This is a genomic window from uncultured Bacteroides sp., assembly GCF_910578895.1.
Classification (GTDB): domain Bacteria; phylum Bacteroidota; class Bacteroidia; order Bacteroidales; family Bacteroidaceae; genus Bacteroides.
This window is the reverse complement of sequence record NZ_CAJTSC010000002.1, coordinates 73,948-96,933: the sequence shown is the minus strand read 5'-3', so window position 1 is coordinate 96,933 and position 22,986 is coordinate 73,948. Positions and strand designations below refer to the sequence as shown.

The window sequence follows — 22,986 nt, the reverse complement described above, 5'->3', positions numbered from 1 at the left end:
ATGAAAAGGCTGTTATTGTTTGTACTGATTATGATGGGATGCTGCGGACGTTTTGCTTCGGATGCGAAACGGTGTCCGGCGGCACCTGCTGTTGTAGATTCCGCAGAACCGTTATTGGTGAGACCCGTACTGGATGATATGCGATGCAGGCAATGGGTAGATTCCATATTGGGTAAACTGACCCTGAAAGAACGTATCGGGCAACTTTTTATTTATACAATTGCTCCTCAGCAGGATAAAGCGAACAAAGAGTTGTTGAGCAGGGTGGTTAAGGAGTATAAAGTCGGCGGGCTGCTGTTTTCGGGTGGGTTAATGCAGAACCAAGCCGTGTTGACAAACGAGGCGCAACGCATGGCGGATATTCCCCTGATGATTACGTTTGACGGAGAATGGGGGCTTTCCATGCGTCTGCGGGGAACGCCCGTTTTTCCGAAAAATATGGTGCTGGGTTGTATACGGAACGACAGTCTGCTATATGAGTATGGCAGGGAAATGGCAAGACAGTGCCGGGAACTTGGTGTACAGGTGAATTTCGCTCCCGTGGCGGATGTCAACATCAATCCTAAGAATCCGGTTATTAACACCCGATCTTTCGGTGAAAGTCCGGCGAATGTTGCCGATAAGGTTGTTGCTTATGCCAAAGGGTTGGAGGATGGCGGAGTGCTTTCTGTATCCAAACATTTTCCCGGTCATGGAGATACGGATGTGGATTCGCATAAGTCGCTTCCCGTATTGCCTTTCACGCGTGAGCGTTTGGACAGTGTGGAGTTGTATCCTTTTAAGAAGGTTATCCGGTCTGGTTTGGGCGGTGTTATGGTGGGGCATTTGGAAGTGCCTGCCCTTGAAAAGAAAAGCGGAGTGCCTTCTTCACTTTCCCGCAGTGTTGTTTATGACTTGTTGACATGCGAATTGAACTTCCGGGGACTCGTTTTTACGGATGCCTTGGCAATGAAGGGGGTGTCGAACAATGAGTCGCTTTGTTTGAAAGCATTGAAAGCCGGTCATGATTTGCTGCTTGTGCCCCGACGTATCAAAGAGGAGGTGGATGCCGTATTGGCTGCTGTAAAACGTGGTGAGTTGGCGGAACAGGCGATAGAGGAGAAGTGCCGGAAAGTATTGACTTATAAATATGCCTTGGGGTTGAATAAGAAACCGACAATCCGCCTCTCCGGTTTGGATACGCGGATAAATACGCCTTATGCGCAAGATTTGATTTGCCGTTTGAAAACAGCAGCGGTTACCGTGCTTGGCAATGCTACGGAAGTGTTACCGTTGGATCCGGCAATTAAGGAGGTTGCCGTATTGAATGTCGGTGCCGCTACAAGGATACAGCCTTTTATCAAACAACTTTCCGGATATGCGCATCCGGTAGAGTTTCAATTGGGAAAAGATTTGCCGGTAGCGGCACGTAAGGCTTTGAGGGAGAAGTTGGCTGACTATAAACGTGTTTTGGTGTGTGTCACTGAGAATCGCTTGGCTGCTTATCAGTCTTTTTTTGCGGAGTTTGCTCCGGAAATTCCGGTGGTATATGTGTGCTTTGTTCCCGGTAAGCAACTGTTACAGATACATCGGAATATAGCTGCCGCCCAAGCGGTAGTGTTGGCGCATGCTGCGGATGATGAAATACAACGTCATGTGGCAAGAACGCTTTATGCGGATGCGGTGGCAGACGGCAGGCTTTCGGCAAGTATCGGCAGTTTATTCGCTGCCGGAGAAGGAGTGACGTTAAGTCCGCGGACAGCCTCCCGTTTAGTCCCCGAAGAGCATGGATTGGATTCCCGTATATTGGCGCAGATTGATACAATTGCCCGGGAAGGTATACGGGAAGGCGCTTATCCGGGATGTCAGGTGGTGATTTTGAAGGATGGGAAACAGATGTATAATAAAGCTTTCGGTACTTATACATGGAATAGTTCCGGAAGCGAGAAGGCTGTTCCGGTGACATCCTCGTCCGTATATGATATCGCATCTTTGACGAAAACTACGGCTACCTTGCTGGCTGTTATGAAACTTTACGACAAGGGGCGCCTGAGCCTGACGGACCGTGTGTCCGATTATCTTCCATATCTGCAAGATACGGATAAACGTGCCATCACGGTCAGGGAATTGTTGTTCCACCAGTCGGGGTTGCCCTCTACCTTGTTGTTCTATCAGGATGCTATCGACAAAGACAGTTATGACGGTACGTTGTTCAAGGCACGGCAAGACCAGCAGCATCCCATACGTATCGGGCGGCAGACATGGGCGAATCCGAAGTTTCGTTTCCGTTCCGGACTGACCTCGAAGGTGCGTACTTCCGAATGCACTTTGCAGGTCTGTGATAGTCTTTGGCTGCATGAGTCTTTCAAAAAGGAGTATCTTCAAAAGATAGTTGATACCCCTTTGAGGGACAAGAGATACCGTTATAGTTGTGTGGGTTTTATTTTGTTGCAGCAATTGGTTGAGTCGCGTGCGGGAATGCCTATGAATGAATTCCTTGCCCGGGAGTTTTATGCCCCGATGGGGTTGAAGCGCACCGGATATCTTCCGTTGGGATTCTTGTCGAAAGAGGAAATCGTGCCTTCGTCCGTCGACCCTTTCTTGCGGAAAACAACGTTGCAGGGATTTGTGCACGATGAGTCTGCCGCTTTTCAGGGAGGCGTTTCCGGTAATGCGGGATTGTTCTCAACGGCAGAGGAAGTAGCTTGGATTTATCAAATGTTGCTGAATGACGGGGAGTTGAACGGAAAACGCTATTTGAGTAAAGAGACTTGCAGGCTTTTTACCACTACGGTTGCCAAGAGTTGTCGCCGTGGTTTGGGATTTGACAAGCCGGATATGCAGAATCCGGAGAAAAGCCCTTGTGCACCTTCTGCTCCGGCATCGGTATACGGTCATATCGGCTTTACCGGTACTTGCGCGTGGGTGGACCCTGACAATGGGCTGGTTTACATATTCCTTAGTAACCGCATCTATCCGGACGCATGGAATGCGAAACTGTCGAAACTGGATATCCGGGGAAGGATACAAGAAGCAATGCATCGGGCAATATTGAAATAGCGTAAGTTTTTGGAGCGTGAAGGTCAAGTTTGGCGGCGTGAAGGTCAACGTTAGAAATGTAAAGGTTAACTTTAGGAACGTAAAGGTCAACTTTGGCAATCCCATGTCCTGCATGAGCGCCCTGATGTCCGGCATCGGGAATTGAGAGCATGTGTCGAAAAGAAAGTATCGGCATGTCTCTTTAACTATAAATGGATAATGAAACTCGGTGACCGACCGATTGAAGTTGACCGGTTTCTGTTTTTCTGAAACAAATGGAGCCTGTTTAAATTTTACTCAGCATCTTTCTGAGGAAAGTTTAAACAGGCTCTTAATGTATTCTGTTAAGTTTTAGGTGTGTATATTAGAATGCAATGCCGACACGTAAACCTAAGTTGTCCATTCCGTCCACGCTATAGGTGAAGATATTACCTTTGTTTGTTCCGTAACTATAGTAGGCTGCAAAGTGCACTCCCGGACCGTAAGCCCACGGATAAACGTTGAACCCGACTTCCGGAGATACATAGAAACCCCATGTATCCGTATCGGCTTTGAATGCGTTGAAAGTGGACTTCAACTGTGCATATTGCGCGCCGAGTTTTACACCTATATAGGGTTGGAACGCTCCGCCGCGGTTCCATGCGTAACGTGTTGCAAGACCGAAAGGCAACTGGAACACAGTATGCTGTTGATCGGTATTCAAACTGCCGCTTTCGCCAATCGGAAGAGTCTGGCGGCCGAAATATTCATGATTGCTGTGATAAGCCAGGAAGCCTCCCAGTGCAAAATTGGATGTCAGGAAGTAACCGCCTTCAAAGTTCATCCCCCATCCGCTGCCTTTGTCGGCAAAGTGGTTGTTTAAGGGGAAGTTGTACTGCCAATCAATGTTGGCATAACCGTTATCGGTCATCTGTGCCTTTGTCGGTAAGACGAAGACGAGGGTGAGGGCGGCAATGGCGAATGCCCTCAAAGTTATCTGTTTCAATGTTTTCATACTTGTTCTTGTTTTTAGTTGGGTTGGACACTCATTCTGTTAAGATAGGCGGATTGCGTAAAGGATTGGTTCACGCCTTCTACAGCCTTTTTAGTGTTGAAAGATGCCGAGCCGCTTAATAATCCGCTCATGTAGCTGGTCCACAAAATAGGCAGTTTCTCTTTTTCCCCTTGGGGGGCATTGAGATTTAATAGTTCGGTGATGAAGGAGCCGGTACTATAAGCATAGTTCACGGCATACGGATAGTACCATCCGCCCCAGTCGCCCCAGTAAGGTGCATCCCAATAGCCCGGGTAGTTCCACCACCATTCGGGGCGTCCGTAATCTGTAAAGTAGTAGGTACTCTTCACATAGCTTACTTGCAAGCCAAGATCGGCATCTTCACGATTTTCCACGCGGAGATAACCGCGGTTGTTCATGTTGGTGACGTAAGTACCGAGGATTTCTTGCGCACTTTCGTCTTTCCAATATTCGGCGTCTTTACTGTTGCCGATAACAAGGATGCTGTCCGGCAAGTAGTAGGTTTCGAAAGCTTTGAAGTCGGCCTTCGTGTCATAATTGGTATAAACCAGATACTTGTTGTCCAGTTTATCCATATCGGGATCCTTCTCGCAAGACGCGAATGTTATTGCGAAGGCCGCTAATAATAAAGGAATAAATTTCTTCATACTTCTATCGTTGTTTAGGTTAAATATAAATTCCTGCCCTGTTTGGTACCTTAGGCTTTTGGAGAAAAAACAAGATAGAAAATAAAAAGTTCGGAAAAGAGGATGTTAAAAACGTATTAGGGGAGAAAAAGTAGGAAAAGAGGGCTGTTCGTTTGGGAATTGAAGTTGTTTCGACCCGTGCTCATTCAGTGAAAAGGATTAAGTCACGGCTTTTGCGTTTAAATGCAAAAGCCGTGGGACTAAACTTGCCTATTCCGGATTGCAAATCCGGTTGATTTTTTCCAACTCTTCTACAGTGAAAACCGTGTTTCCGAGACTTTGCAGATTGTTATTCAACTGCGCAACGGAACTTGCCCCGATAATGACCGAAGTAATCATGTCATCTTTCAGCAACCATGCCAAAGCCATTTCGGCAAGTGTCTGCCCGCGTTGCAAGGCAATTTCATTCAGTGCTTTTATCTTCCCCAGTGTTTCATCTGTCAATGCCTCTTTTTTCAGGAAACCGCCTTGGGCGATGCGAGAGCCTTCGGGAATGCCGTTCAGGTAGCGGTTGGTAAGCAGCCCTTGTGCCAGCGGAGAGAAGGCGATGAAACCTGTACCGTTCTCCTTGGCCTGCTGCAAGATGCCTTCGTTTTCCGGTTCGCGACTGAACAGGTTGTACCTGCCTTGATAGAGGAGACAGTGTACGTCTCTCTCTTCTAAATATTTATAAGCAAATTCCGCTTTGTCTTTAGGATATTTGGAGATACCGATGTAGAGTGCTTTCCCTTGCCGCACGATGTCGACCAATGTTTGAAGTGTTTCTTCAAGAGGAGTGTTAGGGTCGTAGCGATGAGTATAGAAGATGTCCACATAATCTAGGTGCATCCGTTTCAGGCTTTGGTTGAGGCTGCTTATCAGAGACTTCCGGGACCCCCAATCACCATAGGGCCCTGCCCACATTTCATGTCCGGCTTTGGTGGAAATGAATAGTTCGTCTCTGTAAGGCATGAACGATTTCTTCATGATCATGCCGAAAGTTTCTTCCGCGGAGCCGCACGGGGGACCGTAGTTGTTGGCAAGGTCGAAGTGGGTAATGCCTTGGTTAAACGCGTAATGAGCCATTGCTTGGGAGTTGGCGAATGTATTGGCATCGCCGAAATTGTGCCATAGCCCTAAGGATATTTCAGGCAATAGGATGCCGCTCTTACCGCAACGGCGATACTTCATGCCGCTGTTGTATCTGTCTGAAGATGCAGAATAAATAGTGTTTGTCATGTCTGTCGGTCTTTAATTGGAATTTATATATTTAGAGCCTGTTTAAATTTTCTTCAAAAAGTTTTTCTTCAGCTTCTTTTGATTTTCTTCCCGGTCTGTTTTCCTCTTTTTACTCGTCACATAGCCCGCTATGCTCCTCATAAAAGTAGAAAAACATCCTCGAAAAGAACGCTCAATATAATGCTGAACAAAATTTAAACAGGTTCTTAAAGGTAATAAAAACAGTGGAAGCAAAAATAGATAAATTATTCGAGATAGTTCAGGCTCTTTTGAAATAATATGTTGGCTTTTTAGTACGGCCCTTTCATTTACAGGAGTCGGAAGGGGTGTCGCCCTTCTTCCTCTGGCTCCTGATAATTTCCGTAAATGAAAGCTCCGTGACTGACAGCTTCTTTTTCTTCCGATGTTCCCACTTAATTGGGAACGTGTTCCCTGCAAGTTGGGAACATATTCCCTGTACGCTGGGAACACATTCCCAACGTGCTGGGAATAAAGTTCCACCACGCAGAAAACGAGTGGCACTCGTATGTTGCTGACAATAAGTGCCTAATGGGGATTTTTCGCCGGCCTGTTCTTATCCGTTTGTTCTTCATCGGTCCGTTCCCGTTTGTCCGCTCCCGCCTGTCTGTTTGCGCGGTTTCCCCGGTCGTGTCCTTCGGTGTGGCTGTCGGCTTTCAACTCCTGTTCCGAAAGGAGATAACTCCTTCCAACTCCCTTTAATTCCTGTAAATGAAAAAGCCGTAGCTTTTTAGTCGTTAAAAATGCTCTGGATGATACAGGAATAAAAATAATAGTTATATTTGTGGCGTATGATACTTTTTTGTCTAATCAAAAATGGAAAACTCAAACTATATAATGAGGGAGATAACCCCTTTATCCGAACGTGATTGCTTTTATATCGCAGATCGTCATAAGACGGAATTTACTTATCCTATTCATTGTCATGCCGAATATGAGTTGAACTTCACGGAGCATGCTTCCGGTGTGCGGCGAATTGTCGGTGACTCTTCGGAAATCATCGGAGATTATGATTTGGTATTGATTACCGGTAAGGAACTTGAACATGTTTGGGAACAAAATGAATGTACTTCGAAAGATATCCGGGAAATCACAATCCAGTTTTCTTCCGATTTTTTCTTTAAAGATTTTATTAATAAAAACCAGTTCAGTAGTATCCGCCGGATGCTGGAAAAGGCACAATGTGGCATTAGTTTTCCAATGCAGGCTATAATGAAGGTCTATAACTGGTTGGATAAATTAGCTTCTGAGGAACAAGGTTTCTATGCGGTGATGAATTTTCTTCGAATACTTTATGAACTGTCTCTGTATGACGACGCAAAAGTGCTTTCCAGCTCTTCATTTGCTAAAATAGAAAATTTCTCGGACAGTCGTCGTGTGCAAAAAGTCCAGAAGTATATTGCCGACCATTATCAAGAGGACATTCGTTTGGCAGCTATGGCTGCTATGGTAGGAATGACACCTGTGTCGTTCAGCCGTTTTTTTCATTTACGTACGGGTAAGACGCTTTCCGATTATATTATTGATATCCGTTTAGGATTTGCTACGCGGCTGTTAGTCGACTCGAGCCAGACAATAGCTGAGATTTGTTATGATTGCGGGTTTAATAATTTATCCAATTTCAACCGAATATTTAAGCGTAAGAAAGATTGTTCTCCGAAAGAGTTTCGGGAGAATTATAAAAAGAAGAAGATTGTGATTTGATTTTATATTCTTGCTGTTTAGCATATAATCTGTTTTATCCTTAAATAAAAAGTTTTTTCTCATCCTACGAAGAATTGTACAATGAAAGGATAAAATAATATCAGTTGTAGTATTAGGATATCGTTACATTTGCAAATGGAAAAACATATTCTAATCTATTGGAAAATATGCAAGCGAGAAAGTCTTTATTAGTTGGAGCGTTTATATTAGCAAGTATTTCATTGAAGGCCCAGGACAATGGTGGATGTGATGACTGTCCGGCTTTCAATGCAAGTGGAAAAGTGGAAGTGCGTGGAGTGAAGGAGCGAATCATTGGCGATTTATCTCAAACCATATCTGCACGTGTAGAGAATCTCATCAGCAAGATGACACTTGAAGAAAAGGTGGCTCAGCTTTCTAATGAAACAGACAGCATACCGCGCCTGAATCTCCCCTCATATAATTATTGGAATGAATGCCTGCATGGAGTGGCTCGTGCGGGTGAAGTGACTGTGTTTCCACAAGCCATTAATCTGGCTTCTACCTGGGATACATTATTAATTAATAAAGTAGCTTCTGCCATCTCTACAGAGGCTCGCCTGAAATATTTGGAAATAGGAAAGGGGCTTACTTATTGGTCTCCCACCATTAATATGGCTCGTGATCCCCGCTGGGGACGAAATGAGGAAACTTATGGTGAGGACCCTTATTTAACTTCCCGCTTGGGAGTGGCTTTTGTGAAGGGATTACAGGGAGATCATCCCGATTATCTGAAGACGGTCGCTACAATAAAACATTTTGTTGCCAATAACCAAGAAAATGACCGTTTCTCCAGTTCTTCACAGATACCCACCAAGCAGTTATATGAATATTACTTTCCGGCTTATGAGGCATGTGTAAAGGAAGCGGATGCGCAATCTGTAATGACTGCTTATAATGCCTTTAACGGAGTGGCTCCGAGTGGCTCAACCTGGCTTTTAGGAGAGGTTCTGAGAAAAGAGTGGGGATTTGACGGATTTGTTGTTTCTGATTGTGGAGCTATTGGAGTCATGAACTGGCAGCACCGGGTTGTAAACTCATTGGAGGAAGCTGCTGCTTTGGGCATCAATAGTGGTTGTGATTTGGAATGTGGGGGAACCTATCGCGAGAAACTGGTAGCAGCGGTAAAGATGGGATTGGTTTCAGAACAAGCTATTGATAAGGCTTTGACTCGCGTATTAACAGCACGTTTTAAATTAGGTGAATTCGACCCTATTGAACTTGTTCCCTATAATCATTATGATAAAAAATTACTTGCAGGAGAAAAATTTGGGAAACTGGCTTATGAAGCTGCGGTTAAATCCATCGTACTTTTAAAGAATGACAATGATTTCTTGCCTGTAGATAAGAAGAAGATACGTTCTGTAGCTATCGTCGGTCCATTTGCTGATAATAATTATCTGGGCGGATATAGTGGGAAACCTGTTCATAACGTTTCTTTGCTTCAGGGTGTTAAAGATTTAGTAGGTAAAAAAGTGAAGGTTTCATACATGGAAGGCATTTCCGTGATTTCTCCGGTTGGCTCGGAGTATTTGGTAGCTTCTGATGGGGTGAGCCGGGGACTTACTGCTGAGTATATAAGTGGGCACAATCTGAGTGATATCCCTTTGTTTTCAAGAATTGATAAGTCTGTGGGCTTTGACTGGGGAGATGGTACGCCGGATGAACGCTTAACTAAAAACAATTATTCTGTCAGATGGAGTGGATATCTGAAAGCTCCGGTAAGTGGTAAACATACTATTGGTATGTATGCGGATGGTGGAGTGCGTATTTGGTTGAATGAACGTTTGGTTTTGGATAAATGGAATGCTCGTGGTTTGCAGTTTTATTCTGTAGAGGTTCCGTTTGAGACAGACAGAAAAATGCCGGTTAAAATAGAATATATAAATAAGGCGGGTGCGGCTGCTTGTATGTTGGTTTCTGATTTTGGAAATTCAGATCAAATAGATAAGGTGAAAGAATTTGTATCCGGGGCAGATTTAGTATTGGTTGCTTTGGGGAATGATGAAAAGTTGGCTCGTGAAAATCGTGACCTGCCTTCCATTTATTTACCTATGACACAGGAATTGCTGCTAAAAGAAATCTATAAAGTGAATCCTCATACAGCCTTGATACTCCACACGGGAAATCCGTTAACTTCAAAATGGGCTGCAGAAAATGTCCCTGCTATTCTTCAAGCTTGGTATCCGGGACAAGAGGGAGGTAAGGCTTTGGCTGGCATTTTGTTTGGTTCAGAAAATCCGTCGGGTAAGTTACCGATGACTATTTATGAATCGGAAGAGCAGTTGCCGGATATTTTGGATTATGATATTTGGAAAGGGCGTACTTATCAATATTTGTCAAGTAAACCTCTTTACGGATTCGGGCACGGTTTAAGTTATTCGAGCTTTGAGTATACACATTTGCAAAGTGATGATGTGGTTCGTCCGGATGGTACTTTGCAATGTTCTGTTGAAATTAAAAATATAAGTGATGTAGCAGGAGAAGAAGTTATTCAGGTATATATTTCCCGTGAAAATACTCCGGTATATACTTTCCCGTTAAAGAAATTGGTGGCTTTTGCGAGAGTGGACCTGAAACCGGGTGAAAGTAAAACGGTTACTTTTACGATTGCTCCCCGCCAGCTTTCTATATGGCAGGAAGGAATATGGAAGATGCTTCCGGGGAAATATTCCTTGTTTGTGGGAAGTGGTCAGGAAGGACTTTCTAAAGGAATAAATAGGAATTTTGAAATAAGGGTAGAATAAGGTTGGTTGAGTCAGGATATAGGTGCTTTTTTAGGAGAAAAAGATTGTTTTAATGGGTAATTTATAGTCTGCGGCATGATGCTTTTTTATTCTTATGTTAGGATAATATAATATAGGAATACTTTTCTTGAAATGTATTAATTTAACTTTTAACGATATTAGGTGAAAAAACTCTTCAACTCGTTTTATATAACGTGTTTGAATGGGGGATGTCTTCTAATTGGATACTTATCACATGGCGTTGGAATAGTATTAGTTAATGATAAAATTGTACTTGTTTATCATAGAGGCGGCAGCTATATTTGTAGTGTTGAAGAATTTATTATTTTAAATCAGTGTTATATATGAAAAACATTATGTTGTTTCTGATGGCGCTCTTAATGAGTGGTCATGTGATGGCTCAGGAGTCTATCGTTACCGGTACTATTACCGATGCTAACGATGGTTCTCCATTGATTGGAGCCAATGTGTTGGTTAAGGATGCCGGGATAGGTTCCATTGCTGATACGGAAGGTCGATATAGCGTGAATGTTCCTAAAGGGAAAAATGTGCTGGTCTTCTCATGTATAGGTTATAAGGAACAAATGATAACCTTGAAACCTGGACAGAGAACTCTGAATATAAGAATGGCAGAGGATACGGAATTGCTTGATGAAGTCGTGGTAGTTGGTTACGGTACGATGAAGAAGAGTGATTTAACGGGATCGGTCACCAGTATTAAGAGTGATGAGTTGATGAAAACCAATCCGATTAGTATCAATCAAAGCTTGCAAGGGCGTATTGCTGGTGTACAGGTTAATCAGAATGATGGTGCTCCGGGAGCAGGTGTAAGTATTCAGATCCGTGGTGCAAACTCATTCTCTACATCTACGGAACCGCTTTATATTGTGGATGGTATTCCTTTCACAACCAGTGGTACTCCGGGAACAGGTAAAGATGGTATGCTTCAAACGACCAATCCGCTTTCTGCCATCAATCCGGCAGATATTGAATCTATTGAAATCCTGAAAGATGCTTCTGCTACTGCTATCTATGGTTCACGTGGTGCCAACGGTGTTGTACTGATTACGACAAAACGTGGTGCCAAAGGCAAAGATAATATTAGCTTCAGTGCTAATTTCGGAATTTCAAAAGTGGTGAAGAAGATGGATATGCTGGATGGCTATACGTATGCTAAATATCGTAATGAGGCTACGGAGATGTTTAATAGGTATGACGGGGCAAATGAAAAAATACCTTATCCGGGAACATCCACAGTTGATCCGGCCACAGGAGAAGCGATATACTCTCCGGGACCGGACGATTACAGAACCGGTAAGTATCCAAGTGTGAATTGGCAGGATGAAGTGTTTGAAACAGCTCTTTCTCAAGAATATAATTTGAGTGTCAGTGGCTCCAATGATAAAGGGTATTACGCAATTTCCGGTAACATATTGGATCAGGAGGGCATTATAAATAACTCTGGTTATAAGCGTTATACATTCCGTGCAAATGTAGCTCGTAAAGTATATGAGTGGATTGAAATCGGAACTAATATGAGTTTTACCAATTCATTGAATAAGTTGGCAAAGACAAACTCTGTAAGTGATGGTATTATTCGTGGAACTTTGTTTTATCCTGCTACTGCTCCTTTGGATGATGAAACGAATAATGCTCAGTTGAACTGGTTCTCTTCCAATCCATATGTTTATACGCGTGCAGCAAAAGATGAATTGACTACTAATACATTCTTCTCTTCTTCTTATCTGGAGATAACTCCGATAAAAGATTTAAAACTCCGTCAGAATGTAGGTTTCTCTTATAATGGAAACGAACGTAATGTGTATTATAACCGTGAGACAGTGGAGGGTAAGGATCCGGTGAACGGTTATGCTTCTAAAGCTGATAACTGGGCAAAGAATCTGGTACTCGAAACAATGGCTACTTATAATAAAGAGTTTAATAAGAATCACTCTTTGAATGCAGTGGTTGCTTTTTCTTATGAAAAAGGGGATTATGGTAATAAAGCCATGACTGCTACCGGTTTTCCGCAAGATATAACAGAAGATTATGATATGAGTGCAGCCGTTAATCCGGGTAAGCCGACCAGTGGACGCGGCATGACTTCTTTGGTTTCTTTTCTGGGACGTGCCAATTATAGTTTAATGAACAAATATCTGTTCACAGCTTCTTTCCGTCGCGATGGTTCCAGTAAGTTTGCTCCTGGTAATAAATGGTCGAACTTTGCATCAGGTGCTATTGCATGGCGTGCCTCGGAAGAAGAATTTATTAAGAGACTGAATATCTTCAGTAACCTGAAAGTACGTGCAAGTTATGGTCAGACAGGTAATCAGGCTATTGGTGCTTATGCTACACGCGACTATTTGACTGTGGCCAATTATCCTATTAATGGTGCGCTTGCCAGTGGTTTTGCCAACCTAACTTGGAGAGGTCCGGCAAATCCGGATTTAAAATGGGAAACAACCAGTCAATATAATGTGGGTGTGGATATGGGATTCTTTAAGAATAGAGTAAACTTAACAGTTGATCTTTATTATAAAAAGACATCAGACTTATTGCAGAATATACAGATCCCTCAAAGTACAGGCTTTTCTAACATGACTACGAACTTTGGTAATGTAACCAATAAGGGGCTTGAAATCTCCGGTAAGTTCTATGCAGTGGCAACAAAGGATTTTAATTGGGATTTCGATGCAAATATCTCTTTCAACCGTAACAAGATTAACGGACTTCCCGGTGATCAGTTTGCACAAGGATGGAGCAAGGCTGATAATGTTTTCTTGCAACGTAATGGTCTGCCAATCGGTACAATTTATGGTTTTGTAGAAGACGGATTCTATGATAACATTGCAGAGGTGAGATCAGATCCTTTCTATGCCAATGAATCGGATGCTGTATGTAAAGCTATGATTGGTGAAGTGAAATATAAGGACCTTGATGGTGTAGCCGGTATTACAAACGCTGATCGCCAGATTATTGGAGATGCCAATCCTGATTTTACATTTGGTATGACGCATAATTTCTCTTATAAGAACTTCTCTTTGAGTTTCTTCCTGCAAGGATGTGTGGGAGGTGATATTTTCAATGCTAACTTAATGGAAGTAACAATGAGCGGTATCGGTAATATTCCACAAGAAATGTATAATACCCGGTGGACTCCGGAAAACAGAGCGATTGCGAAATGGCCGAAAGCTTATGCCGGTTATGGTAGAACTATGAAATTGTCTGATCGTTATGTAGAAGACGGATCTTACCTCAGAATGAAAAATATTAATTTGGGTTATAAATGGATACCTTCATTTAAAGGGATAGAATCAGTGAATCTATATGTTTCTGTAAGCAATGTATTTACAATCTCCGGTTATAGTTGGTTTGATCCGGATGTAAACTCTTTCGGTAGCGATGCTTCACGTCGTGGAGTGGATATGTTCTCCTATCCAAGTAGCCGTACTTTCTCATTCGGTTTGCAATGTACATTCTAACGTTTAATTCAATTTAAAGAAGGTTTATGAAAAAGATTATATTAAAATCAGTCATATTGTTGTGGACGGCTGTGGCTGCATGCTCTTGCGACAACCTGTTGGAAGAGAAAGCATACGATTTTGTTTCTCCTGAGCAGTTGGGAGACAGTGAAAGTGCTGCTTCACAACTTGTAACAGGAGCTTACAATGCCATTATTACCAATTTTATTGCTCCGGGTTCTTATCTGTATCTCACGAACCTGGATTGTGACTATGCTTCTGGTGCTTCATGGGCATTTGGTAATGTGGGAGCTGGTAATCCGCAGGGATTTTGGGGAATAGACCACATGTGGCAAGGGTGTTATACTTTGATTCATCGTGCTAATTTGGCCACTTCTAAGATTACTGCAATGAACAATCTAACCCTTGAAAGTAAGGAAGATGCTTTAGGACAATTATGTTTCCTGAAAGCATGGGCTTATTTTAATCTGGTCAGAAATTACGGTCCGGTACCTATTTTCAGAAAATCTATATCAGAAGGTGAAGATATGCATCAGGCTCGTTCTTCCGTAGCTGATGTTTATGCACATATTATTGAACTATTGGATCAGGCAGAGAATATGTATTCTAAAAATGATGCAGGTTTCATCGAAGGACATGCTTCAAGTGGTGCGGCAAAAGCACTATTAGCAAAAGTTTATGCAACAATGGCATCAGGAGCAATGTCCGGAGTACCCATTGTAGTTAAAGGTGGAAAACCTTCTAATCCGGAACCACAAGCAATTACGCATACTGCACAAACTGTGGCCGGATATGAAAGTTTTGATTCGAAAAAGTATTATGAGCTGGCACGTGATAAGGCATGGGAAGTAATACAGGAGTATACCTTGTTTGATAAATATATGGATGTGTGGTCCATTGCTAACCGTAATAAGGGGGAACATATCTGGATGGCTCAGGCTAAAAGTGCTGATGCAGATTTTGGTAATACGATTTGCCAGGACTATGTAGGTATCTTTAAGGAAGACGGTACGATGGAAGGTAACTGGTATGGAATGCGTGACCACTGGTATTTACTTTTTGAAGAGAAAGATAAGCGTGTTGTAGACGGAGTTATACACCGGTATGCTTCTGGTGATATTTCTAATGGAAAGGTGGTTTATAATTATTATCCACGTTGGTATGCTGATAAAGTAGCCAATAAAGAGGTTTATGATAGTGAAGGCAATGCATTTGATGGTACGGAAGTATATCAGGAAGGCGAAGGTTGGACATTAGCAAAGTTGACTAAATTTACATTTGTGACAGATCGTAAACAAAAGAACAGTGATTTCCATTTTCCACTGCTTCGTTTGCCGGATATTATGCTGATTTATGCGGAAGCTGTGAATGAATTGAATGGTGGACCGGATGCTGAGGCTTATAATCAGGTTAATAGAATCCGTACACGTGCAAATGCGACTCCGTTCTCTGGCATGAATCAGAATGAGTTCCGTTCTGCTGTACTTGAAGAACGTGCCCGCGAGTTGGCGTATGAAGCAGATCGTCGGTACGATTTATTCCGCTGGGGTATTTATTTGGGAGTAATGAATGCTATTGATATGGATGAGCATAATGTTACTAAACGTCGTTTGGAACGTAATTTGCTTTATCCGCTGCCTATTAGTGAAGTCAATGCCAATGATAAGATTGACTCTAATAATCCGGGTTGGTAATGAGTATTCTGTATAAACTTAAATGAAGAAACAATGAAAACATTAAAATATACTTTATTAGTTTTGGCGATATTAGGGTGTGGTGCATTCTCATCCTGCTCTGATGATGATGAAGCGATTGCTCCCTTAAGTGTAGCAAAGGTGTCTACGGTGACTGACCGTAAGGAAGCTATTGATAAAGCTAATCTTGCACAATATATTATTGTGCAAGGTACTGGGTTGAATGCTGTTACATCTATTTCGGTGAATGATGTTCCAGTAAATATGTTAGAAGCCTATATAACATCTAATGAAATTACGTTTTCGATTCCTAGGGTAATACCTCAAAAGGTGAATAATGTGATAACATTATCAACAGATAGTGAAACGGTAACTACACCTCTTTCTGTTTTTATCCCAGATTTGAAAGTCGATGGTATGTACAATGAATTTGCTCCTGCTGGGGGAGTCATGAAAATTGTGGGTGACTTTTTTGATTTGTATGAGATAACAACGGAAAGAGGACAGCTTTTTTTTGGTGATGAAGAAATGGAGATTATACGAGCTGTACAAGATACTCTTTATTTTAACTTGCCGGGGGATGCTATAGCTGGTATGAAAATTAAAATTGTTAGTCCGATAGCTGGTGAAAGAGTGGTTCCTGGTAGATATTATGAGAGAGGAAATATGTTATGTGATTATGACCCATTTACAGGTTGGGGAGGTAATGCCTATGTGAGTGATGGACCAATCCCTGCGCCAATTACAAAAAATTATTCTCATTTTAAGATATCCAAAGAAGATGCTGGGGATTTAGAGTGGAGTGGGACCGTTGCGATAGCTCAAGTAGGAGTTAATTATTGGGATGATGTGAAGGCAAACCAAGACAATTATCAATTAAAGTTTGAAGTAAATACTTTGACTGCATTAAGTAAACGGAAGATTCGTTTCTATTTTTCACAAATAAACTATGATTGGGAACCTTTTGCTTCAGGACTTGCTTTTAAAACAAATGGTGAATGGCAGACAATTAGTATTGATTTGAGTGAAGTTTGGAAAGGGGATGTTCCTGCTGATGGTATGTTACAGATAATGGGTAACAGCCTTGCGGAAGATACCGATATTTGTTTTGACAATTTCCGTATTGTGCCTAAAGACTAAGTACTGGCTATATCCTTTTATAAGGTTAAAAGAACAGTTTTTCAGATGAGAGTATAATTTCAAAAGAGAGGCAGTTATGAAAAACGAGCTACCTCTCTTTTATCCTTTAAAAAAGCTTGAATGATGATACGAAAAATCCAATATATATTTATCCTATTATGTTTACCTGTCAGTTTGTTGCCACAAGAGAAATTTAATATTAGAGGAGTGCTTCCTTGGCATAACTTTCTTTCAGGTCCTACGGGCTGGAATTTGGAAGACTATCGGGATTATCTGGACGAATGTCAGCAATATGGTATTAATTTTATTGGATTTCATAATTATACCGGTGGGGGTGAACGTTATGCCACTTATGTGGAACCGATGATCAAGATAGAATATAAGGATATTCTTCCTCAAGCTTGTTTTGATAATTCTCTTACTGCACGTTGGGGGTATTTACCCATGAAAGTGAAAGATTATGCTTTCGGTACTGACCGTGTATTTTCTTTGCCGGAAGGTGCGGAGGCTTTTGGTAGTGATGCTTCTGTAACTTCTTCTACTCCACGAGAGCATTATGAGAAGTCGCAGACGTTGATGCGTGATGTTTTGAGCATGGCTCATGAACGTGGTATACGTATGGCAATGGGATTTGAATTTGGAGTAATTCCTCCTGAATATTTTTCTTTGAATGTAGCGGGCGACTGTTTTTACTGGCCTGGGGAGTCTAACATGATTCCGAATCCAAAAAGCCGGATAACGATAGAGATACATTATGCAGCACTTGATAATGTTTTGGAAACTTATCCTGATATTGATTATGTCTGGTTATGGTTGAATGAACACTCATTTATGGGAGTGAATATAGAGAAAGCTTTAGAGAATGCTTCTTTTGCTGAAGCATATAACGCCGGACAAGGTTATTTTAAAGAGGCAGCTGATAGTGCAGCCCGTTTTGTCGGAGTTTGGGCACTTGAATATATGAAATTGACATCGGACTATTTGAAATCTAAGGGTTCGAATGCAAAAGTAATTCTTGGAGGATGGGGAGGTGGTCATCAATTACCTTCCTTATTGAAAGGACTGGACAGAGCTCTGCCAAAGGATATTATATTCAGTTGTTTAAATCCTGATTTAGGAAAAAGTCCACAACCTGAATTCTTGTCTGATATAGCTAAGAACAGAACTGTGTGGGCAGTACCTTGGTTGGAGGGAGATCATCAGCTTTGGCATTTTCAACCACGTGTAGAAATGATGCGTGACCATGTGAAACTTGCTGCAAAGCAGAATCTGGATGGGGTGATTGCTATTCACTGGCGTACGGAAGAGCCTCGTTTTAATTTTAGAACATTTGCTCATTTTGCCTCAAATAAGACAGACAACAAGACTGTAGAACAGTTATATGAAGAATATCTGACTGAGGATATGGGTAATAAGGCTGCAAAACTATTGGCTCCTCTGTTGGCACAAATGGATATTAAACAAATACAATGGAATGTTCCCTCGCCAGAATTTTATGCCTTCACTCCTGAATGGGGATTATTGGATGATCAAAATGTGAAACTGCGGGAAAGTTTGATTCGGACTGCTGAACAGGTACTGAAAAAAACAGAGGGCAGCCAGCGAGATAATTTGCAACGTTTCATGGTAATGTTCCGTTTTGAATTGCTATTGGGAGAGGTTGATAAAGCTATGATGCCTGCATTTATTCTTAAGAAGAATGACAGACAGGGCGTTGCGGCCAGTTCGTTCGAAGAATATGAAGAGGCTTATCGTAGCCTTATGGCGGCTCCGGTGAAAGATATGTTTGAGACTTATATGCAAAGAGTTCATTCTCGTGGAGAATTAGGTGTGTTAAGCTCTTTAAACCAGCGTTTATGGAGAGAATACAATGATTTGAAGTCTTATCTTGAAACAAAATTGAAGAGATGATGAAAGATTGGAAGAAATATTTATTAGGATATTGTCTGATAGCTGTTTTAGTGCTACCTGTTCAAGCACAAATTTTACAAATAGGTAGTGGAGCCTCATTAGAAAACTATGCAGCATCGGAACTGCAGAGATACTATTATCAGCTATCCGGTAAACTTTTGAATATCGAGAGGACAGCCTTGGCAAATCTAAAATCAGATTTTATATTAACCACATTAGATAATCCATTAGTGGATGATTGGCAAAAGAAAGGTATACTTAAGTTAAAAGAGAAGCCAGGAGAACAAGGGTATATACTTCAAACAGTAAAGAATGCAGGTCGTCGTATTTTATTGATTGCCGGAACAGATCCTTGTGGGTTACTTTATGGAGTATATGGCTTACTCGAGGATCATTTGGGAGTGCGTTTTTATATGAGTGGTGATATCTTGCCTGAAAAAAGAATGAGAGGTCACCTTCCTGTGATAAACGATGTACGTACTCCTCAAATGCGTATTAGAGGATTTCTTCCATGGACCAATTTCCCGCAATCAGCTACTATTTATTCCTGGAATGATTGGAGGTATGTTATTGATCAAGCGGCAAAAATGCGTATGAATTTTATTATGATTCATAATTATAATGGTTTTTGCGGGCATAATGAAACTTTTCATAATTTTGAATATAATGGTTATTTATCCAGAGGGTGGATGCCGACTATAAAAACAGGACATGGTTGGTTGTGTCCGGGATGGGATATTGATGAATACCGTTTTGGGGCTTCTGACATTTATGATGATTATGATTTTGGAGCAGATTATGGACTTCATAATGAGACATTGACTAATAGTCAGATAAAAGAAAAAGGTGAAACCGTTTTTCGTAAGGTGATAGATTATGCACATCAGCGCGGAGTAAAGATTGGATTAGGACTTGACATTGATGTGATTCTTCCTGAATATCAAGTATCTGCCGATGAACGCGGTGTAATTGCCGCGCAAACGGCACAGTTGGCCAAGCAATATCCATATTTGGACTATTTGTTCTGTTTTCAATCAGAGGGGAGCAAAGATTCCGTTTTCTATGCTAAATGGCAGAGGGTTTTTGATGGTTTTTATGAAGATATGAAGCGGCTTTCACCGTCAACTCACATTGTTGTATCAGGTTGGGGAATAACGGCGGAATCTGTTGCTCGCCTACCGAAAGATGTTATTTGTGCTCCGATATCTTATTATTCCGCAGCGTTTGAATCGGGGAATATATATGGAGAGCGTGAATATTGGGGATGTCCATGGTTAGAGAGAGATTGGAGTAGTTCACAATATTATTATCCTTACAATGTGGATTTATCAGAAACAATTCATGCTTATGAGAAAGCTTCGGAGAATATGAAAGGATTTTATGCTTTAACTTGGCGTTTAACGGATGCGGTTTCTCCTAAAATGTGGTATATAAGTAAAGCACCTTGGTATGAAGCTGAAGAATTGAACTCTTCGGAAAAAGTTTATGGAGACTATGCTAAAACAAATTATGGAGAGTCTGTTGCCAAACCGATTACTGCCATTATAAATCAAAATGAACCATTTGCTACAGATTTTGCAGAGTGTCAGGCGACACCGGGTTTTAATGAAGTTGTAAATACTTATCCTTTAATGAATATTCAGTCGTTATCCTTTGCCGGAAAACATGGTGAACTTATGAAGATAGATGCAGTAAACTTTCAGGAAAAGAAAGGAACAAAAAATGCGCCAAGCGATGAGGGAGGGGAATGTGTAGGTTATATAATGGCTGGTGATTGGTTGAAATATGATCAAGTTCATTTTAAAGATGATGTTTCTTTCATATCCCTCAGAGTTGCTTCTGCCTCAAATGGAGGTACTATTACTATTTCGATAGGGAAGCTTGATGGACCTATTATTGCTTCGATTGATGTGAAAAACACAGAAGGGTGGCAGGCATGGAAAAGCTTGACTGTTCCAGTTAAAATAGATAAAGGAATTTATTCTCTATATGTTAGTTTTCATCCTTTCAACGATATAATACAGGCTAATAAATTGGCTGAAAGGCAATTGAATACGATTGATAGTTGCATGGCTGTGGTTACTAATTTAGGGCAGAAGAAACGTTTGTCTTATTTACGTGCACGTATTGCAGGTGCTAAACACCATATTGCACTAAATTCTGAGTTTGAGAAATACCAATGGACTGATTTGCCGGGTCAAATGGATAGTTGGGCTCGTAGTTTCTTGTACCGTATTGATGACATTTCATCTTTTGGAAATATTATGAGTACACAGAACCGTTTTGTACAGCAGAATTACGTAGAGAAGATAAATAAATTACGTAAATACCAAAGAGTGAAAGCTCCTTCCCATGTTACTGCTAAAGGAACGCAAAATGGAGCGTTGGTGACATGGCGTAATGAAGAACCGGGGGCAGACATTTTTGTTGTGTGCCGGGATGGTAAGGAAATTGCATCACTACCTGTCAGTGCTAATCAATATGTCGATGCATTTAATGGAAAAGCCTCTTATACAGTATATGTGATTGATACGGATGGAAATAGAAGTCTTGCTAGTATTCCGTATTATTGCTTAGCTGGTGATGCCGATAATGAGGCTCCTGTGATTGTAAATCCTTCTCCAGTGACTTCGGTTGCTCAGGGACATGATGTTAACATAAAACTGTCTATGGTTGATAATCGTTCTGTTGAAGATCTTTCTGCTGTGCTTCATTATCGTACTATAGGTTGTAAAGAGTGGAAGCAGATACCGTTTAAACATAGAATAAGAGCTGCTTTTGCGGTAACTGTTCCTGCTGAAGAGTTTTCTATTCAAGGAATGGAATATTATATTACTGCCTCTGATTCCCGTAATGTGGCTATGTATCCGGCAGACGCACCTGCACGACTCCATACAATTATTGTGACGGGCAGTGGAAGTAATAAATCACCTTCTCCGGTTGTAAGACTCACTGCCGGTAATCGGTTAAAGTGGGAAAAAAATCCTGATGTGGATATGTATCGGATTTATCGTAGTAAATCTTCTGATTTTGCAACGGATGCTTCTTCCTTTATAACATTTGTAGGAGGACAGACAACTTCTTTTTATGATAATGGGATAGATTTGGACGGCACTTCTTTGAAAGGAACTTACTTTTATCGTGTGACGGCCGTTAGCAGTGATGATATGGAAAGTAATGCTTCTGAAATCATTAAAATAGATTATAAATGAAAAGAGTATATTTTTATATAGTGATTGCTCTATGTGGAGTTTCTGCATGTACCTCTTCTCGTCAGCGTATTTTGGAAGATACCAGATTAGGCTTAGTGGATAAACACGCTACCGACTTAACTGCTATTCTGTTTCATAATCTGAAGCAAATGACCGGAAAGTATGTAGTATATGGACAACACAATTATGAAATGGATGGATTTGATTCAGATACCAGCCGTTGGCGTGATGAACAGAATCGTTGTGATGCTTATGATGTGACAGGGGCTTATCCGGCCATGGCCAGTTTTGATTTTCTGCATTTCACGAATCCGGTCAGTTGGGAGACGAAAAATCTGGATTATATCAAGAGTAAATTTTATGCTGCTTATGAGCGTGGAAATGTGCTCACTTTTTGCTGGCATTACTATAATCCGGTTACGGGGAATAATTTCTATGATACTACGCAGGTGGTGAAACATATTCTTCCTGGCGGATCACGTCATGAAACATTTAAAAGCGATTTGAAGATTATTGCAGACTTTGCCCATAATGCTAAGAATCATGCCGGTGAACTGATTCCTATTATTTTTCGGCCTTGGCATGAGTTTGATGGAAATTGGTTTTGGTGGGGAAGGAACCATTGTACAGTAGAAGAGTTCAAAGAACTCTACCGTTTTACTGTCACCTATTTAAGGGATTCTCTGCAAGTACATAACTTTTTATATGCATTTTCTCCTGATTGTGGATTTACGACTGAAAAGGAGTTTTTGGAGTGCTATCCGGGAGATGAGTATGTGGATGTAGTAGGTATGGATAATTATTGGGATTTTAGACCGGATGGTGGAGATACAAGTTTAGTCGTATTAAAATCTCGCATTCTGACTAAATATGCCAAGGAACATAATAAGCTGTCTGCTATTACTGAGACTGGAACGCAGACTAGAGACTCTTTATGGTATTCACAACTACTGAATATTTTATATTTTGAAGGAGTAGAGTTGAATTATTTGTGTACCTGGTCAGGTTTTGCTCCTTATAAAGGACATCCTGCTGCATCGGATTTTTATCAGTTTAAAGAAGTCTCTTTGATTTTATTTGCTGATGAAGCACCGGATTTTTATGTTCTGACAAAATGAAATAA

12 protein-coding genes are annotated in these 22,986 nt (G+C 41.4%); 9 read left to right on the top strand and 3 right to left on the bottom strand.

Translation table 11 applies throughout. The features are described 5' to 3' along the window. Complete coding sequence (locus QZ327_RS01150) at nt 1–3,039, top strand: glycoside hydrolase family 3 N-terminal domain-containing protein (RefSeq protein ID WP_294616415.1); 3,039 nt, start codon at nt 1–3, stop codon at nt 3,037–3,039. Between the two features lie 343 nt (nt 3,040–3,382). Here QZ327_RS01150 and QZ327_RS01145 read toward each other — a convergent pair whose 3' ends face one another. The 3 genes from QZ327_RS01145 to QZ327_RS01135 form a co-directional block, all read right to left on the bottom strand. After that, entirely contained in the window at nt 3,383–4,012 is a 630-nt protein-coding gene (locus QZ327_RS01145; RefSeq protein WP_294616414.1) for an outer membrane beta-barrel protein, read from the bottom strand. A gap of 14 nt (nt 4,013–4,026) precedes the next feature. Then, nucleotides 4,027–4,680 (bottom strand): DUF4136 domain-containing protein, encoded by a 654-nt coding sequence (locus tag QZ327_RS01140; RefSeq protein WP_294616412.1) that lies wholly within the window; start codon nt 4,678–4,680, stop codon nt 4,027–4,029. A 249-nt stretch (nt 4,681–4,929) separates the two neighbouring features. Next, entirely contained in the window at nt 4,930–5,937 is a 1,008-nt protein-coding gene (locus QZ327_RS01135; protein WP_294616410.1) for an aldo/keto reductase, read from the bottom strand. Between the two features lie 834 nt (nt 5,938–6,771). On the opposite strand from QZ327_RS01135, the gene QZ327_RS01130 reads away from it, so the two are divergent. From QZ327_RS01130 to QZ327_RS01095, 8 genes are all read left to right on the top strand, one after another. After that, nucleotides 6,772–7,659, top strand: a complete 888-nt coding sequence (locus tag QZ327_RS01130; protein WP_294616408.1) for an AraC family transcriptional regulator — start codon at nt 6,772–6,774, stop codon at nt 7,657–7,659. A gap of 158 nt (nt 7,660–7,817) precedes the next feature. Then, nucleotides 7,818–10,424 (top strand): glycoside hydrolase family 3 protein, encoded by a 2,607-nt coding sequence (locus QZ327_RS01125; protein WP_294616407.1) that lies wholly within the window; start codon nt 7,818–7,820, stop codon nt 10,422–10,424. A 344-nt stretch (nt 10,425–10,768) separates the two neighbouring features. Beyond that, entirely contained in the window at nt 10,769–13,906 is a 3,138-nt protein-coding gene (locus QZ327_RS01120) for a TonB-dependent receptor (protein WP_294616405.1), read from the top strand. 26 nt (nt 13,907–13,932) lie between these two features. Beyond that, nucleotides 13,933–15,600: a RagB/SusD family nutrient uptake outer membrane protein gene (locus QZ327_RS01115; protein WP_294616404.1), complete on the top strand. Its 1,668-nt coding sequence runs from the start codon at nt 13,933–13,935 to the stop codon at nt 15,598–15,600. Nucleotides 15,601–15,633: 33 nt separating this feature from the next. Next, nucleotides 15,634–16,740 (top strand): glycan-binding surface protein, encoded by a 1,107-nt coding sequence (locus QZ327_RS01110; RefSeq protein ID WP_294616403.1) that lies wholly within the window; start codon nt 15,634–15,636, stop codon nt 16,738–16,740. A 120-nt stretch (nt 16,741–16,860) separates the two neighbouring features. Beyond that, nucleotides 16,861–18,651: a hypothetical protein gene (locus tag QZ327_RS01105; RefSeq protein WP_294616402.1), complete on the top strand. Its 1,791-nt coding sequence runs from the start codon at nt 16,861–16,863 to the stop codon at nt 18,649–18,651. After that, the gene (locus QZ327_RS01100; RefSeq protein WP_366143335.1) at nt 18,651–21,863 is read left to right on the top strand and encodes a carbohydrate-binding protein; all 3,213 of its coding nucleotides are present in this window, start codon (nt 18,651–18,653) and stop codon (nt 21,861–21,863) included. Before QZ327_RS01105 ends, QZ327_RS01100 begins: the two co-directional genes overlap by 1 nt. Then, a complete protein-coding gene (locus QZ327_RS01095; RefSeq protein WP_294616398.1) occupies nt 21,860–22,981 on the top strand; it encodes a glycoside hydrolase family 26 protein in 1,122 nt (373 codons plus the stop codon). The genes QZ327_RS01100 and QZ327_RS01095 overlap by 4 nt, the downstream gene beginning before the upstream one ends. Nucleotides 22,982–22,986: the final 5 nt, after the last annotated feature.

Coding starts and splice junctions, on each gene's coding strand:
- QZ327_RS01150 (WP_294616415.1), top strand. CDS start 1: ATGAAAAGGCTGTTATTGTTTGTACTGATTATGATGGGATGCTGCGGA.
- QZ327_RS01145 (WP_294616414.1), bottom strand. CDS start 4,012: ATGAAAACATTGAAACAGATAACTTTGAGGGCATTCGCCATTGCCGCC.
- QZ327_RS01140 (WP_294616412.1), bottom strand. CDS start 4,680: ATGAAGAAATTTATTCCTTTATTATTAGCGGCCTTCGCAATAACATTC.
- QZ327_RS01135 (WP_294616410.1), bottom strand. CDS start 5,937: ATGACAAACACTATTTATTCTGCATCTTCAGACAGATACAACAGCGGC.
- QZ327_RS01130 (WP_294616408.1), top strand. CDS start 6,772: ATGGAAAACTCAAACTATATAATGAGGGAGATAACCCCTTTATCCGAA.
- QZ327_RS01120 (WP_294616405.1), top strand. CDS start 10,769: ATGAAAAACATTATGTTGTTTCTGATGGCGCTCTTAATGAGTGGTCAT.
- QZ327_RS01115 (WP_294616404.1), top strand. CDS start 13,933: ATGAAAAAGATTATATTAAAATCAGTCATATTGTTGTGGACGGCTGTG.
- QZ327_RS01110 (WP_294616403.1), top strand. CDS start 15,634: ATGAAAACATTAAAATATACTTTATTAGTTTTGGCGATATTAGGGTGT.
- QZ327_RS01105 (WP_294616402.1), top strand. CDS start 16,861: ATGATGATACGAAAAATCCAATATATATTTATCCTATTATGTTTACCT.
- QZ327_RS01100 (WP_366143335.1), top strand. CDS start 18,651: ATGAAAGATTGGAAGAAATATTTATTAGGATATTGTCTGATAGCTGTT.
- QZ327_RS01095 (WP_294616398.1), top strand. CDS start 21,860: ATGAAAAGAGTATATTTTTATATAGTGATTGCTCTATGTGGAGTTTCT.